This is a genomic window from Gordonia caeni (assembly GCF_039537105.1).
Lineage (GTDB): Bacteria > Actinomycetota > Actinomycetes > Mycobacteriales > Mycobacteriaceae > Gordonia > Gordonia caeni.
The window spans coordinates 318,597-333,119 of the sequence record NZ_BAAAZW010000003.1 but is presented as its reverse complement, the minus strand read 5'-3'; the positions used below and the strand labels follow the sequence as shown (position 1 = coordinate 333,119).

Below are 14,523 nucleotides of genomic sequence, written 5' to 3'. Positions count from 1 at the left end.
TCCCGCCGCGGGCCGGCCGCAGGTCAGTCCGCGAAGGTCGCGCGCACCCGATCGGCGTCGAGTCCGTAGTCAGCCAGCGAGTACCGGTGCTGCGGACGGCGATCGCCCGACTTGGACTCCTCGTCGAGCGCGGTCATCGCGGCCCGCGCACCGTCACTCGGCTCGGTGCCCAGCGCCGCGTACACCGTCTCGACGACGCCGTGCGGGTCGGCGCGGAGGTCGTCGAAGTCGACGTCGACGAACTGCGCCGGGTCGTGTCGTTTGCGGGCCGCCGAGAACTCACGGAGTCCGCGCGACCAGAGGTCCAGTTGCGCCTGCCCGATCCGCTCCCCGGTGAACACCGTCGAATAGCCGTCGGTGGCGTGCTCGGCGAGGCTGCACATGGAGGCGATGATGGTCTCCGGCGCCCGGTGGGTCTGCACCACCAGCGCATCCGGATACGCCTCCATCAGCGCGTCGAGCGCGAACAGATGGCTGGGATTCTTGAGGACCCAGCGCTTCTCCGGATCGTTCAGGCCGATCAGCTGAAGGTTGCGCTTGTGCCGGGCGTAGGCCGGCGACCAGTCCTGCCCGGCCAGCCAGGACGAGTAGGTCGGCAGCCAGGCCAGCGACTCGTACGAGATCGAGCGCAGCGACTGCCGCAGCAGTTGCCAGCACTCCTCCACCTCGCCGGCGCTCATGTAGTGCAAGCCCATGAACTCGGGGTTCTCCACCCGGTGCTGTGACAAGCCCCGCTCGATCTGCTGGTACACCGGATTGCTGTCCCACAGCTCGGCGGGTGGGCGCGGCTGCGGGAACTCGGTCAGCCACAACTGCAGGCCCTGGCTGTCCGGATCGGCAGCCAGCAGCCGGTGCAGCGCGGTGGTGCCGGTGCGGGGCAGGCCGGTCACGAAGATCGGCCGGGTGATCTCGACGTCGGCGTACCCGGGATTGTTCTTCCATCCGGCCTCACTCAGCAGCCTGGCGATCAGGGCGCCCTTGAGGAAGAACCGGAACATCTTGCTGCCCAGCTCGGTCAGTCCGGCGTCGCGCTGATACGACTCCAACAGCACCGCCAGGCCGTCCAGGTAATCGTCGTCACCGAAGTCGTCGAGCCCGACGGTACGCACCGCCGAGGCGTGCAGGTCGTCGACGGTGCCGACCACGGCTCGCGATTCAGGCATGGTATTCCCCGCAGTTCACATCCAGGGTCTGCCCGGTGACCGACCGGGACAGCGCGGAGGCCAGGAACACCACCACGTCGGCGATCTCGTCCGGTTCGGGCAGCCGTTTCAGGTCGCTGCGGGCGGCGGTCTGCTCGTAGACCTGATCGACGGTGATCCCGTACTTGCCGGCCACCTCGCCGAAGTACCACTTGAGCTGGTCGTCCCAGATGTAGCCGGGGGCCACACTGTTGACCCGGATCCCCTGCCCGCCGAGTTCGGTCGCCAGCGTCTGCGACATGGCCAGCAGCGCCGACTTGGCGATCTTGTAGCTGCCGTAGCGGGGCTCGGAGTGCCGGATCACCATCGAACTCAGATTCACGATCGCCCCCTCCGCCTCGGCGAGCGCCGGGGTGAAGGCCTTGATCACCCGCAGGGTGCCGAGCACGGTCAGGTCCAGGCTCGAGCTGATCTGCTCGAAGTCGGTGCGCCCCAGGGCTTTCATGGACGGCATCGCAAAGGCGTTGTTCACCAGCGCGTCCACCCGCCCGTACTCGGCGAGGGTGGTCTCCACCAGCGCGTCGACGGCCTCGTCGTCGCCGATGTCGGTGGGCACCACCAGTGTCGTGCCACCGGCGGCGGTCACTTCGGCGGCCACCTCCTCCAGGCGTGAACGGGTGCGGGCGGCCAGCACCACCGTGGCGCCGGCGGCGGCGCTGCGCAGGCAGATCGACCGCCCCAGTCCCGGTCCCACTCCGGACACGACGACCACCCGGCCGGCCAGCAGGCCCGCACTCGTGGGGACGGGGTTCTCGCTCATCCGAGCATCCTCTCGGCAAAGCCGCGGCGGCGTGCGGTGATCCGCTCGTTCCAGCCGTCGGCGTCGATCCGGTTGTGGCGGTAGTACGGCAGCCGGTCGGGCACCTGCGCGAGGTCGACCACTTCGCAGGCGGGCGCCTCCGCCGCGCCGATCGGCTCCTCGGCGCGCTGCCAGCGGAACTGCAGGATCCCGCGCCGTCGGCCGGTGGTCTCCACCCAGTTGGCGATCCCCGGGTCGGTGTGCGCGATCACCATCCGGATCATCCCGTCCGGGTCGTGTTGCGCCTGAACCGAATTGAGGCTGGTCTGGTGGTGCACGTAGTCGAGCGAGATGTACCAGAGACTGCCCAGCTGAAAGCCTTGGTAGGGGCTGTCGGAGACGGGAACGGTCACGATCATCGCCTGCTCGGGCGCCAGATCGAAGTGCCCCACCGACGAGTACTGGGTGCTCAGCCCGCCCGGCGTCTGCCGCGGCGCGGTCAGCGTGTTCACCGGCTCGTCGAGGTAGAACCACTTCGGGAAGTTGAACCAGGTCTGGATCCGCGACGTCAGGAGCTTCGCCGCGGTCTGGTACTGGCGTGCCGCCCGCGCCGAGTCCAGTTCGCGCCCCGGCGCATCCCGGGTGTCCAGGCGCTCGACGGTCACCGTGCCCTTGCGTTCGGCAAGCCAATCGCCGTAGACCTCACGGATGGCGAGCATGCTCGCCCCGTCGCCCAGGACGAAGTAGTTCTCCGGCGGATCGGCGAGCGGCGGCCCGAAGGTCAGCTCGTACGCGCCGTCCGGGCCGATCGTCAGTCGGCGGTCGTCGAAGGCATCGTCGCCGCCGGGCACCTCGCTGGGCGTGTAGTCGCCGCGCAGCACCTGAAAACTCAGGTCCACGGTGCTCCCACGGACGCCGCGCACCCGGTAGGTGCCTTCCTCGGTCACGTCCGCGTGATAGTAGAGCGTGTCCGGATTGTCCAGGCCCATCTTGGTGTACGGACCGGTGGAGGTGTGCAGGACCGGGTGCACCTTGTCGTGGGTGCGGGCCTGCTGCAGCACGGCGGCGATGCTGCCCGCGAGGTAGTCGTACCCCTCGGCCAGATCGGCGTCGGAGGTGATGAAGTCCGCGGCGGCGATCAGCTTCTCCGCGTTCGCGATCGCCTCGGTCAGCGGCGCCGTGACCGCATCGCTCACAGCCATTCGTCACCGCCGGCCCAGGTGAACAGGTTGCTCAGCGAATCCTGCGCCGGCGTCACCCGCGGGTGCTCGGTGGACAGATAGCCGCCGCGATAGAACAGCAGCGGCTTGTCCTGCAGCACCTCGCCGAGCGTCTGGGCGCGGCCGACCACGATGTAGTGGTCACCGCCGTCGAGCACGTTCTCCACCGTGCACTCCACCCAGGTGAGGCCGTACCGGATCACCGGCAGGCCCAGCGGGGACGGATCCCACTCGACGCCGGCGAACTTGTCGTCCCCGGGAGCGCCGAACTTCGCACTGACCTCCTGCTGCCGGTTGGCGAGCATGTTCACGCAGAACGAGCCGCGCTCTTCGATCACCGGCCAGGTGCGCGACTGCTTCATCGGGCAGAAGATCACCAGCGGCGGATCCAGCGACAGCGCCGCGAACGACTGGCAGGCGAAACCCACCGGCGCCCCGTCCGCGCCGAGCGAGGTGATGATGGTGACGCCCGTGCAGAACTGACCCATCGCGGTGCGGAACTGCCGCGAATCGAACTCCGAGGTCCCGTACGGGGAGAGCGGGGCCATCGCCCTCAGCCCTTCAGCCCGATGGTGAAGTCGTGACCCCACAGACTCACCGCGGTGGATTCGCGGGCCACCCACTCGTCGTCGTCGACTTGCCTTCCCTCACAGCCGAATTCGATGTCGAATCCGCCCGGAGTCTTCATGTAGAAGCTCAGCATCAGGTCGTTGACGTGCCTGCCCAGAGTCGCCGACATCGGCACCTTACGGCGCAGCGCGCGATCGTGGCAGAGGCCGACGTCGTCAGAGCCCTCCACTTCCACCATCAGGTGGACGATGCCGGTGCTGTTGGGGATCGGCAGGAAGGCCAGCGAGTGGTGCCGCGGGTTGCAGCCGAAGAAGCGCAGCCAGGCCGGCTCCTCGCCCTCGGCCCGGCCGACCACCTGCGGCGGCAGCCGCATCGAGTCGCGCAGCCGGAAGCCGAGCACGTCGCGGTAGAAGGCCAGGGACGCCGCGTCGTCGCTGGTGGTGAGCACCACGTGGCCCAGGCCCTGCTCACCGGTCACGAACCGGTGCCCGTACGGACTCACCACGCGGCGGTGCTGCAGCGCGACACCGCTGAAGGCCTCCAGGACGTTGCCGTCGGGGTCGGAGAAGACGATCAACTCGTCGACGCAGCGGTCGGACTTCTCCTCCGGCGTCCCCTCGCGGAACTCGACGCCGGCGCCGGTCAGCCGGTCGCGAACCTCCTGCAGCCCGGCGGCGTTGGCGCACTCCCAGCCCGAGGCCGCGAGGTGGTCGCGGTCGGACGGGACGATCACCAAGCGGGCCGGGAAGTCGTCCATCCGCAGGTAGAGCGCCCCGGGGGTGGATCCGGAGCCCTCGACCATGCCGAGGACCTTGAGTCCGTACTCCCGCCAGGCGTCCATGTCGGTGGCATCGATCCGCATGTAACCCAGCGACCGGATGGGGCTGGTGTCCTCAGTCATCGTTCTCCTAGACCATCGTGTCGCCGATGGGCAGACCGAACTCACCGTTGCCGAAGGCCACGTAGGCCCGCTCGGGATCGTTGGCGGCATGCACACGGCCGGCATGGGCGTCGCGCCAGAAGCGCTGGATCGGGGTGCCGTTCTCCAGCGCGTGGGCGCCGGAGTTCTCGAAGAGCCGGTCGATCGCCGAGATCGCGCGGCCGGTGGCACGCACCTGGTCGCGGCGGGCGGACAGGCGCAGATCCATCGGAACCTCTTCGTCGGCCAGGATCAGGTCGTACTCGGCCTGCAGGTTGCCCGACAGCTGCCGCCAGGCGGCGTCGATGTCGCTGGCCGCTTCTGCGATGCGCACCTTGGCGAACGGATCGTCCTTGGACTTCTCGCCCGCGTAGGCCGCGCGCACGCGCTTGCCCTGGTGCTCGACGTGCGCCTGGTAGGCGCCGTAGGCCATGCCCACGATGGGCGTGGAGATGGTGCTCGGGTGGATGGTGCCCCACGGCATCTTGTAGACGGGGGCGGTGTTGCGTTCCAGCCCGGGCGCCTCGCCCGCGCTCATGGTGCGGAAGCTGAGCATGCGGTGACGGGGGACGAAGGCGTCCTTGACGTCGATGGTGTTGGAGCCGGTGCCGCGCAGGCCCACCACGTTCCACACGTCGCGGATGGTGTAGTCCTCGCGCGGGATCAGGAAGCTGACGAAGTCGACCGGCTTGCCGTCCTTGAAGACCGGTCCGCCGACCACCACCCAGTCGGCGATGTCACAGCCCGACGACCAGGCCCACGAACCGTTGACCTTGTAGCCGCCGTCGACCACCTCGCCGGCGCCCATCGGCGCGTACGACGACGAGATGCGGACCGACGGGTCCTCGCCCCACACGTCTTCCTGCGCCTGCTGGTCGAACAGCGCCAGGTGCCAGTTGTGGATTCCGACGATGCCGGCCACCCAGCCGGTGGAACCGCAGGCCGAGGCCAGGCGGCGCACGGCCTCGTAGAAGGTGACCGGATCCACCTCGTAGCCGCCCCACTGGGCGGGCTGCATCAGTTTGAAGAAGCCCGTCTCGGCGATGAGCTCGGCCACCTCGTCCGGTACCCGGCGGGCATCCTCGGTCGCCTGTGCGCGCTGCTCCAGCTCGGGAAGCAGGGCGTTGATCTTCTCCAGTACCTGCTGACCGGCTTCGCTTCGCTCGGCTGACATGGCATCTCCAATCTCGTTGCTACTTGAGTCGCTGGTTCAATATTAGAACATGTTCTCATTCTGATTTGTAACGTGTTCTACTATTGATGTCAGCAGAGCTGTTCAAAGGGAGGCGACCTGCGATGACGACGACAGACAGTGGAGTCCGGGAGATCGACACCGGAACCCCGCCCAGCCGCTACGCACGCGGCTGGCACTGCATCGGCCTGGTGGACCAGTACACCGACGGCAAGCCGCATTCACTCGAGATCTTCGGCACCAAGCTGGTGGTCTGGGCCGATTCCAACGGCGAGGTGAAGGCACTCGATGCCTTCTGCCGCCACATGGGCGCCGACCTCGCCAACGGCACGGTCCGCGGCGACAACATCGCGTGCCCGTTCCACGGCTGGCAGTGGAACGGCAAGGGCCGATGCGCCGACGTGCCGTATGCCAAGCGCAATCCGAAGCTGGCCAAGACCCGCACGTGGCCGACGATGACCCGCAACGGCCAGGTCTTCGTCTACAACGACCCGGAGGGCAACCCGCCGCCGGAGGAGTGCATCATCCCCGAGCTCGAGGAGTTCGGCTCGGGGCAGTGGACCGGCTGGACCTGGAACACCCTGGTGATCGAGGGCTCCAACTGCCGCGAGATCATCGACAACGTGGTCGACATGGCGCACTTCTTCTACGTGCACTTCGCCCTGCCGGACTACTTCAAGAACGTCTTCGAGGGCGAGACCGCCGCGCAGTACATGAACAGCCACGGGCGCCCGGATGTGGGAATCTCCACCGCGTACGGCGACACCCGGCTGGAGTCGATCGCCGCCTATTACGGGCCGTCGTACATGCTGAACCCGATGGTGCAGTACTACGGCGAGTACGCGGTGGAGACCATCCTCACCAACTGCCACTACCCCATCGACGCGAACTCCTTCGTGCTGATGTTCGGCGTGATGGCGAAGGTCCCCGAGGGCTTGTCCCCCGAGCAGACCGACAAGATGGCCAAGAAGATCTCGGCCGGCATCGAGGTGGGTTTCCTGCAGGACGTGGAGATCTGGAAGCACAAGACCCGGATCGACAATCCGCTCCTGGTGGAAGAAGACGGCCCCGTCTACCAGCTGCGCCGGTGGTACGAACAGTTCTACGTCGACGTCGACGACATCTCCGACGAGATGACCGACAGGTTCGAGTACGAGATCGACACCGCCAAGGCGCTGGAGAACTGGAACATCGAGATCCAGGAGAATCTGCGCCGGCAGGCCGAGGAGAAGGCCGCCGAAGAGGCGGCCGCGGCCAACCAGCCCGAGAACTCCTCGGTCTGATGACCACCGGCGCCGGAAGTGCACCGGCGGAGTCGCACCCCGACTCCGCCGGCAAGCCCGTCCGGGGCTGGGCGAAGGCCCCGGATTACACCGATGATCCGGAACGCCTGGCCGCCATCGCCCGCGCCACCGCGCGGGACCGGAAGCACTATCTGCGCGGCGGCATGACCGAGATCGAATGCCGGACCTGTCACGCCTGCGTCCTGGTGAAGAAGACCAGTCCGCACCACACCAGCGTGCAGTGGAACGACGACGCCCTGGACCGCTGCAGCGAGATCGCGGCGATCCGGGAGTCCGGCGGCAATCCGGCACTGTTGCCCACCTGTCCGCGGATGTCGGCGTCGATCGACCACGGCGTCGCCGAGGGCATCATCGCCCGTGAATCGCCCGTCCAGGACCCCGACGGCTACTGGTGACCGGCACGATCCGCCCGAAGCCCTTCCATCCGGGCCCCGCGGCGCGAAGAATCGGTTCATGGCTTCCTACTCCGCACCGCCCGGCGCCCCCATCTGGTTCGACCTCATGAGCTCCGACCCGCTCACGGCGGCGTCGTTCTACAACGAGGTCTTCGGCTGGGACGCCGAGATCGCCAACGACGAGTTCGGCGGCTATCAGAACTTCACGCTGAACGGGAAGCGGATCGCCGGACTCAGCCCGTACATGCCCGAGGCCGGCGGGCCGCCGAACGTCTGGTCGGTGTACCTGCGCACCGAGGACGCGGCGGCCTCCGCCGACGCGGTGGAGTCCGCCGGCGGTCACGTGGTGGTGCCGCCGATGGCGGTCGGCGACGAGGGCACCATGTCGTTCTACGTCGACCCCTCCGGCGCGGCGATCGGCAGCTGGCAGTCCGACCGGCACACCGGCTTCGCCGAGTGGGGCGTGGCCGGGGCGCCGTACTGGTTCGAGTGCCTGAGCACTGACCAGGCCGCGGCCGTGCCGTTCTACCAGAGCGTCTTCGGCGCCCGGCCCGAAGCGGTGCCCGGCGCGCCGGGCAACTACACCCAGCTGTTCTACGGCGACACCGCGTACGCGGCCGTGATGGATGCGCGCGGCATGCTGCCCGAGGGCGTGCCGTCGTACTGGAACGTCTACCTCACCGTCGACGACGTCGAGGCCACCCTGCAGGAAGTGGTGAACCGCAACGGGACCGTCCTCCGCGGTCCCGAGGTGACGCCGTACGGCACTCTCGCCACCATCGCCGACCCGCTCGGCGCCGCGATCAGCCTCGGCCGCGCACCGGAGTAGCCGCCGGAACACGTTCTAGTTTATCCTCAGGTACTGAAACGTGTTCTAGTTCTTCGTGGCGGTGCGGCCGCCCTCAGGAGGGAAACCGATGGCGCAAGCATCCGAGGCGGTCGAGACCGTGGACGTCGTGGTGGTCGGTGCCGGTGGCGCCGGTCTGGCCGCCGCACTGACCGCCGCCACCAAGGGCCTGCAGACGGTGCTGATCGAGAAGTCGCCGTACTGGGGCGGATCGACGTCGCGCTCGGGCGGCGGCGTGTGGATCCCGAACAACTCGGTGCTGCGCCGCGACGGCGTCACCGACACCGTCGAGGACGCGCGCACCTACGCGCACGCCATCATCGGCGAGCACGCGCCCGCCGAGAAGATCGACACCTACATCGACCGCGGTCCCGAGGCGCTCGACTTCCTGATGGCCAACGCCCCGCTCGACCTGGAGTGGGTCAAGGACTACTCCGACTACTACCCCGAAGCGCCCGGCGGACGTCTGGGCGGCCGCTCCGTGGAGCCGCGCCCGTTCGATGCGCGCCGTCTCGGCGACGATCTGGAGACCCTGCACCCGCAGTACACCAAGGCCCCGTTGAACATGGTGGTGCTGCAGAGCGACTACAAGTGGATGAACGTCGGCATGCGCCACTGGCGCGGCATCGCCAAGATGGCCAAGGTCGCCGGTCGGTTCACCTGGTCCAAGTCCCGCAACAAGAAGATGATCGCGATGGGTGCCGCCCTGGCCGCCGAGTTGCTGCTCGGCTGCCGCCAGGCCGGCGTGGACCTGCGGCTGAACACTCCGCTGACCGGGTTGATCATCGACAACGGCACGGTGACCGGAGTCCGCACCACGCGCGACGGCGAACCGGTGGAGATCCGCGCCCGCTACGGCGTCATCCTGGGCAGCGGCGGTTTCGAGAACAACGCCGAGATGCGCGCCGAGTATCAGCGGGCACCGATCGGTACCGAATGGACCACCGGCGCCCCGTCGAACACCGGTGACGGCATCCGCGCGGCCCAGGAGGCCGGCGCGGAGGTCTCACTGATGGACGACGCCTGGTGGGGGCCGACCATCCCGCTGCCCAAGGGCCCGTGGTTCGCACTGTCCGAGCGCAGCGTGCCGGGCACCTTCATGGTGAACGAGACCGGCAAGCGGTTCATGAACGAGTCGCTCCCCTACGTGGAGGCCGTCCACCAGATGTACGGCGGCCAGTTCGGCCAGGGTGACGGCGCGGGCGACAACGTCCCGGCCTGGATGATCATGGATCAGCGCTGCCGCAACCGCTACCTGTTCGCCGGGATCCCGGCCCGCCAGCCGCTGCCGAAGAGCTGGCTCAAGTCCGGTGCCGTGGTCAAGGCCGACACCGTCGCCGAGCTCGCCGAGAAGATCGGCGTGCCGGTCGAGACGCTGACGGCCACCACCGACCGGTTCAACGGCTTCGCCCGCACCGGCGTGGACGAGGACTTCGCGCGGGGCAAGAGCGGCTACGACAACTACTACGGCGATCCCACCAACAAGCCGAACCCGAACCTGGGCGCAGTGGACAAGGCGCCGTTCTATGCCGTGAAGATGGTTCCGGGCGACCTGGGCACCAAGGGCGGCGTCGACACCGACTCGACCGGCCGCGTCCTGCGCGCCGACGGCAGCGTGATCGAGGGGCTGTACGCCGCGGGCAACACGAGCGCCCCGGTGATGGGCCACACCTACGCCGGGCCCGGCGCCACCATCGGCCCCGCGATGGTCTTCGGCTATCTCGCCGCCCTCGATGCCGCCGCCAAGGCCGACAAGCACAACGACCTCACCGCAGGAGTCTGAGCATGCCCATCGATCCCGCCGTCGCCGTCGGCGCCGACCTCGGCGCCACCACGTTCTCCTGGACCCCGCGGGAGGTGGCACTCTACAACCTCGCGGTCGGGGCCGCACACGACCCGATGGATCGGGTCGGACTGGCGTACGTCGACGACGCCGATCCCAAGGTGCTGCCGAGCTTCGCGACCGTCGCGGCGACCTTCCTGGCCACCGAGGCGCCCACGGTGAGCTTCCCCGGCGTCGACATCGACCTGGCCAAGGTGGTGCACGGCAGCCAGGAGGTACGCGTGCACCGGCCGCTGCCGGCCACCGGGACCGCCACCACGCGCACCCGGATCGCCGAGGTCCAGGACAAGGGTTCGGCGGCGGTGATCATCCAGGAGTCCGAGACCGTCGACGAGGCGGGGAGTCCGCTGTGGACCGCGCGGTCGTCGATCTTCGCCAAGGGCGAGGGCGGCTTCGGCGGCGAGCGCGGGACGTCGAGCCGGATCGAGCTGCCCGACCGCGCCCCCGATCACGAACTGACCGCGCCCACCCTGCCGCAGCAGGCGCTGCTGTACCGGCTGTGCGGCGACCGCAATCCGCTGCACAGCGATCCGGCGTTCGCCGAGGCCGCGGGCTTCCCGCGGCCGATCCTGCACGGACTGTGCACGTACGGCACCGTCTGCCGCGCGCTGGTCGACGAGGTCCTCGGCGGCGACACCGCGGCGGTGGCCGGTTACGGTGCCAGTTTCGCCGGGGTGGTCTTCCCCGGTGAGACCCTGCGGATCCGGGCCTGGGAGGATGGGGACCGGCTGCTGGTGACCGCAGTCGTCGCCGACCGCGACGACGCGCCCGCACTGGGCAACGTGGTCCTCACGCGCTCGTCCTGACCGCACCGAAGAAGCGAGGCTCCTCCACATGACCTCTTCACTCTCTCCCCTGCTCGACGACCGGGAATCGGTGTCCGCCGATCTCGCCGGGGTGATCGAGGCTCAAGTGAAGGCCCAGTCCGGCCTGTCGGGGACCGCGGTGAAGGGCGCCTACGCGGCGGCCCGCAAGTTCAAGCCGGGCATCGTGGAGGCGGCGACGTCGGCGATGCTTCCCGACTTCCTGAATGCGCTTGCGCCGCTGTGGGATTCACGGCCCTCCGGAACGTCGTTCGGCGCACATCTGGCCGCCAACTCCGACGAGGCCTCCGAAGCGCTGCTGGCGGTGACCGACCGCCAGGCGCAGTCGGCTCCGGCCGCCCTCGCGAAGGCCTATCAGAGCCTGCGCGGCAAGGCCAAGGAGTACGTCACCCAGGCACTGGTCCCGGTCGGCGACGTGATCGAGAGCCACGCGGCGGCGGCATGACCGCCGGCGCCGCGGACCGGCTGCTCAGGCGGCGCCGGTGAGAACGATCAGGATGAGCGCCAGGACCCCGGCCAACACTGCCAGCAGGGTCAGAACTCTCCAGACGTGTACTCGTACCGGAGCCAGATCGGTGACGGACACTCGAGACGGTGCGACGTGATGAGATGCCATGACGGTCCACTTTCGGTTGTGATTGGCGTGAGCCCGTGCAATCAGAGTGACATATGTGACGAAAGTTGTAGGTGAGGTGCGCGTGCGTGTCGGGGGATGGAGTGCGCGAACTGCCTGGTTGATCTTCGTCGCCTGCCTGGCGGTGAGCCTGGTGGTGGCGGCCATGGCGGCCCTCAACACCGCCCTGCCCGACATCGCCCTGGACATCCATGCGACGAGTGCCCAGATGACCTGGATCATCGACGGGTACACGCTCATCCTGGCCGCCCTGCTGCTGCCCGCCGGGGCCGTCGGCGACCGCTTCGGGCGGCGCGGGATTCTGATGGCCGGCCTGGTGATCTTCGGTGCGGCCTCTCTCGCCGCGATCTGGGTGGAGACCCCCGGCGAGCTGATCGCCACCCGCTTCGCCGCCGGTATCGGCGCCGCGCTGATCATGCCGACCACCCTGTCGCTCATCACCGCCGGTGTTCCGCGCGAGCAGCGCGCCATCGGGGTGAGCATCTGGGCCGCCGTCGCCGGCGTGGGCGCGATCATGGGATTCTTCGTCACCGGTGTGCTGCTGCAGTTCTTCAGCTGGCATTCGGTGTTCATCACCTTCGCCGTCGCGGCGGTGGCGACGCTGCTGCTCGCGTTCACCATCGGGACGTCCCAGGACGACGATCCGGGTCCGTTCGACTTCATCGGTTCGGCCACCTCCGTCCTCGCGGTGACCGGCGTGGTGTTCGGGTTGCTCGAGGCCCCCACCCGCGGCTGGACCGATCCGCTGATCCTGATCGGCCTCATCGGCGGCGTGGCACTGGGCGCCGCCTTCGTGCTGATCGAGCTGCGCCGCCGGTCACCGCTGCTGGACGTCCGGCTGTTCCGCAACCGCGCCTTCGCCTCCGGCTCCCTGTCGGTCGCACTGCAGTTCTTCGCCTCGTTCGGCATCTTTTATCTGATCCTGCTGTTGCTGCAGTTGGTCTACGGCTACTCCCCGCTCAAATCGGCCTTCGCCCTGATCCCGATGGTCGCCGGGGTCGGCGTCTTCGCCCTGCTGGGAAACTGGGTCGCGGTGCGCTTCGACTCCCTGCGCTTGGTGCTGACCGTCGGCATCGCCGTCGCCGGGGCCGGCACCCTGGCGATCGGCATCGTCGATCCGGACACGTATTGGAAACTGGCGATCATGCTGGGCGTCCTCGCGGTCGGCATCGGCCTGGCGACGGCGCCGTCGACCACGGCCATCATGACGAACACTCCCCTGGAGAACCAGGGCGTGGGGTCTGCCGTGAACGACACCGCCCGCGAGCTCGGCGCCGCCATCGGCATCGGTCTGGCCGGCAGCCTGATGGCCGCCGGCTATGAGAACCGAATCGGCGCCACCGCCGAGGCCGCCCGCGACCAGCTGGCCGCGTTCGGCGATCCGGCGGGGGCCGACCAGGCCGCCGACGGTATCCAGCGTTCCCTCGCCGGGGCCGTCGAGGTGAGCCGCCAGCTGCCCCCGCAGGCCGCCGAACTGGCGCAGTTCATCCGCGACGGCGCCGAGAACGCCTTCGTGCCGCCGCTGCAGCAGGCCTGCCTGGTGCTCGGCTCAGTACTGATCGCCGGCGCCGTCTTCCTCGGCTGGTTCGCACCGCGTCAGGTGATCGACCCGGCCACACTCCCCGCCCCGGCCCCCGGTGACAGCGACGACGCCGCCGTTCCCGGGGCCGGGAACGGCTGACCGGGGCGTCTCCGCACGGCCGTCGCGGCGGCCACGCCCGCCGCGACCCCGATCAGGGTGTCCAGGCCGCGGGCCACCAGCAGTTCCCGTGCGCCCATCGGGGTACCCAGCTGGGTCATCAGCATGATCAGCGGGGTGAAGAAGCCGATCGCCACCGCGTAGTGCCGCGTCATGAACAGTTCGGTCGGGAACAGCAGGGCCATCACCACCACCGCCAGCACGCTGGGGCCCGGATTCAGCGGCAGCAGCGCCGCGGTGATCGCCAGGCCCGCGTAGGTGCCGGCCACCCGGTGCCCGGCACGGGTTAGGACGGCCCGCAGTTCCCAGCCGGTGACCGCGCCGGTGTCGATCGCGGCCAGCGGGACGGCCGCGGCCGCCATCGCCCAGTTGGCGTTGGCGAATCCGAACGCCAGTGCCAGCCCGCCGGCGCCTCCGACGGCGAGCGCGTAGCGCACCGCGTGCACCGCCGATTCCCGTCGGCGCACGATCGCGTGCGGCGCGGCGGCCGGCAGGTGCGCGGTACCGATCCGGCCGATCAGAATCCCGGCCGCGGCGGTCGCCAGGCACAGTGCCACCGCCGGCTCCGGCCGCACGAGTGCAGCGGGCATCAGGGCGGTCGCTCCGAGCGCGAGGATCGCGAAGAACGGTCCCGCCGGAGTGAGCCGCCACCGGTCGGCGAGCAGCGACGCGCCGACTGCGAAAACCGTCTCGACGGCGACCAGGACCGGTGCTGCCACGCCGTACTGAGACAGCGTCACTCCAACCGCCACGCCCGCCGACAGCAGTATCGCCCCGCGCAGTTGCTGCACCGTGCGTGCCCGTCCACCGACCGCTCGGCCGTACATGCCGGTGAAGGAACCGAAGACCGCGTAGATCAGCAAATCGGGCCGACCGGCCAGCAGCAGCACCAGGCCGGGAAGCGCCACGGTCGCCGCGACGCGGAGCGCGTGCGTGTGATCGTCGCGATGAAGCCTCAGCGCGGCCGTCCGCCGCCGCGCTCCGGTCACCGCGCTCACCGTCTGCATCGCGCTCCTCTCCGGTTGAATCGTCCCGGCAGTCGGTGTTCGGCGTCCAAGACCTGATCTCGACCAGCCGATCGGCGCTGCCTATCACCGCCGGTGACGAGTACATGATCCGCGTGGTAGAACGTCGT

14 protein-coding genes are annotated in these 14,523 nt (G+C 69.1%); 7 read left to right on the top strand and 7 right to left on the bottom strand.

Annotated features, from left to right (window positions below):
- Positions 1-23: 23 nt before the first annotated feature.
- Genes ABD732_RS06685 through hsaA form a run of 6 tightly spaced genes read right to left on the bottom strand, consistent with a single transcriptional unit; the run spans position 24 to position 5,824 of the window.
- Positions 24-1,163 (bottom strand): sulfotransferase family protein, encoded by a 1,140-nt coding sequence (locus ABD732_RS06685; protein WP_344781876.1) that lies wholly within the window; start codon positions 1,161-1,163, stop codon positions 24-26.
- Positions 1,156-1,962: an SDR family oxidoreductase gene (locus tag ABD732_RS06680; RefSeq protein ID WP_344781874.1), complete on the bottom strand. Its 807-nt coding sequence runs from the start codon at positions 1,960-1,962 to the stop codon at positions 1,156-1,158. Before ABD732_RS06680 ends, ABD732_RS06685 begins: the two co-directional genes overlap by 8 nt.
- The gene (locus ABD732_RS06675) at positions 1,959-3,143 is read right to left on the bottom strand and encodes a hypothetical protein (protein WP_344781872.1); all 1,185 of its coding nucleotides are present in this window, start codon (positions 3,141-3,143) and stop codon (positions 1,959-1,961) included. Before ABD732_RS06675 ends, ABD732_RS06680 begins: the two co-directional genes overlap by 4 nt.
- Complete coding sequence (gene hsaB / locus ABD732_RS06670; RefSeq protein ID WP_344781870.1) at positions 3,134-3,709, bottom strand: 3-hydroxy-9,10-secoandrosta-1,3,5(10)-triene-9,17-dione monooxygenase reductase subunit; 576 nt, start codon at positions 3,707-3,709, stop codon at positions 3,134-3,136. The genes ABD732_RS06675 and hsaB overlap by 10 nt, the downstream gene beginning before the upstream one ends.
- A 5-nt stretch (positions 3,710-3,714) precedes the next feature.
- Positions 3,715-4,632, bottom strand: coding sequence for an iron-dependent extradiol dioxygenase HsaC (gene hsaC / locus ABD732_RS06665; protein WP_344781868.1), 918 nt, complete (start codon positions 4,630-4,632; stop codon positions 3,715-3,717).
- A 7-nt stretch (positions 4,633-4,639) separates the two neighbouring features.
- Positions 4,640-5,824, bottom strand: a complete 1,185-nt coding sequence (gene hsaA / locus ABD732_RS06660) for a 3-hydroxy-9,10-secoandrosta-1,3,5(10)-triene-9,17-dione monooxygenase oxygenase subunit (RefSeq protein ID WP_344781866.1) — start codon at positions 5,822-5,824, stop codon at positions 4,640-4,642.
- 122 nt (positions 5,825-5,946) lie between these two features.
- Here hsaA and ABD732_RS06655 point away from each other — a divergent pair, with 122 nt between their 5' ends.
- The 7 genes from ABD732_RS06655 to ABD732_RS06625 all read left to right on the top strand — a co-directional run bounded on the left by ABD732_RS06655 (position 5,947) and on the right by ABD732_RS06625 (position 13,370).
- Positions 5,947-7,125 (top strand): 3-ketosteroid-9-alpha-monooxygenase, oxygenase component, encoded by a 1,179-nt coding sequence (locus tag ABD732_RS06655; RefSeq protein WP_344781864.1) that lies wholly within the window; start codon positions 5,947-5,949, stop codon positions 7,123-7,125.
- On the top strand, positions 7,125-7,541 hold the full coding sequence (locus tag ABD732_RS06650) for a hypothetical protein (protein ID WP_344781862.1): 417 nt from the start codon (positions 7,125-7,127) through the stop codon (positions 7,539-7,541). The genes ABD732_RS06655 and ABD732_RS06650 overlap by 1 nt, the downstream gene beginning before the upstream one ends.
- A gap of 58 nt (positions 7,542-7,599) precedes the next feature.
- The gene (locus tag ABD732_RS06645; RefSeq protein WP_344781860.1) at positions 7,600-8,370 is read left to right on the top strand and encodes a VOC family protein; all 771 of its coding nucleotides are present in this window, start codon (positions 7,600-7,602) and stop codon (positions 8,368-8,370) included.
- A gap of 88 nt (positions 8,371-8,458) precedes the next feature.
- Positions 8,459-10,171: a 3-oxosteroid 1-dehydrogenase gene (gene kstD, locus ABD732_RS06640; protein ID WP_344781858.1), complete on the top strand. Its 1,713-nt coding sequence runs from the start codon at positions 8,459-8,461 to the stop codon at positions 10,169-10,171.
- Between the two features lie 2 nt (positions 10,172-10,173).
- Complete coding sequence (locus ABD732_RS06635) at positions 10,174-11,037, top strand: MaoC/PaaZ C-terminal domain-containing protein (RefSeq protein ID WP_344781856.1); 864 nt, start codon at positions 10,174-10,176, stop codon at positions 11,035-11,037.
- 28 nt (positions 11,038-11,065) lie between these two features.
- Positions 11,066-11,500 (top strand): DUF6918 family protein, encoded by a 435-nt coding sequence (locus ABD732_RS06630; protein ID WP_344781854.1) that lies wholly within the window; start codon positions 11,066-11,068, stop codon positions 11,498-11,500.
- A 226-nt stretch (positions 11,501-11,726) separates the two neighbouring features.
- Positions 11,727-13,370, top strand: coding sequence for an MFS transporter (locus ABD732_RS06625; RefSeq protein ID WP_344781853.1), 1,644 nt, complete (start codon positions 11,727-11,729; stop codon positions 13,368-13,370).
- Here ABD732_RS06625 and ABD732_RS06620 read toward each other — a convergent pair.
- Positions 13,286-14,395 carry an FUSC family protein gene (locus tag ABD732_RS06620; protein WP_344781852.1) on the bottom strand — a complete coding sequence of 370 codons (1,110 nt, stop codon included), beginning with the start codon at positions 14,393-14,395 and terminating at the stop codon, positions 13,286-13,288. The genes ABD732_RS06625 and ABD732_RS06620 overlap by 85 nt on opposite strands.
- Positions 14,396-14,523: the final 128 nt, after the last annotated feature.

Bases quoted from the DNA above. Each gene is read 5' to 3' on its own strand.
- ABD732_RS06685 (WP_344781876.1), bottom strand. From the start codon at position 1,163: ATGCCTGAATCGCGAGCCGTGGTCGGCACCGTCGACGACCTGCACGCC.
- ABD732_RS06680 (WP_344781874.1), bottom strand. From the start codon at position 1,962: ATGAGCGAGAACCCCGTCCCCACGAGTGCGGGCCTGCTGGCCGGCCGG.
- ABD732_RS06675 (WP_344781872.1), bottom strand. From the start codon at position 3,143: ATGGCTGTGAGCGATGCGGTCACGGCGCCGCTGACCGAGGCGATCGCG.
- hsaB (WP_344781870.1), bottom strand. From the start codon at position 3,709: ATGGCCCCGCTCTCCCCGTACGGGACCTCGGAGTTCGATTCGCGGCAG.
- hsaC (WP_344781868.1), bottom strand. From the start codon at position 4,632: ATGACTGAGGACACCAGCCCCATCCGGTCGCTGGGTTACATGCGGATC.
- hsaA (WP_344781866.1), bottom strand. From the start codon at position 5,824: ATGTCAGCCGAGCGAAGCGAAGCCGGTCAGCAGGTACTGGAGAAGATC.
- ABD732_RS06655 (WP_344781864.1), top strand. From the start codon at position 5,947: ATGACGACGACAGACAGTGGAGTCCGGGAGATCGACACCGGAACCCCG.
- ABD732_RS06650 (WP_344781862.1), top strand. From the start codon at position 7,125: ATGACCACCGGCGCCGGAAGTGCACCGGCGGAGTCGCACCCCGACTCC.
- ABD732_RS06645 (WP_344781860.1), top strand. From the start codon at position 7,600: ATGGCTTCCTACTCCGCACCGCCCGGCGCCCCCATCTGGTTCGACCTC.
- kstD (WP_344781858.1), top strand. From the start codon at position 8,459: ATGGCGCAAGCATCCGAGGCGGTCGAGACCGTGGACGTCGTGGTGGTC.
- ABD732_RS06635 (WP_344781856.1), top strand. From the start codon at position 10,174: ATGCCCATCGATCCCGCCGTCGCCGTCGGCGCCGACCTCGGCGCCACC.
- ABD732_RS06630 (WP_344781854.1), top strand. From the start codon at position 11,066: ATGACCTCTTCACTCTCTCCCCTGCTCGACGACCGGGAATCGGTGTCC.
- ABD732_RS06620 (WP_344781852.1), bottom strand. From the start codon at position 14,395: ATGCAGACGGTGAGCGCGGTGACCGGAGCGCGGCGGCGGACGGCCGCG.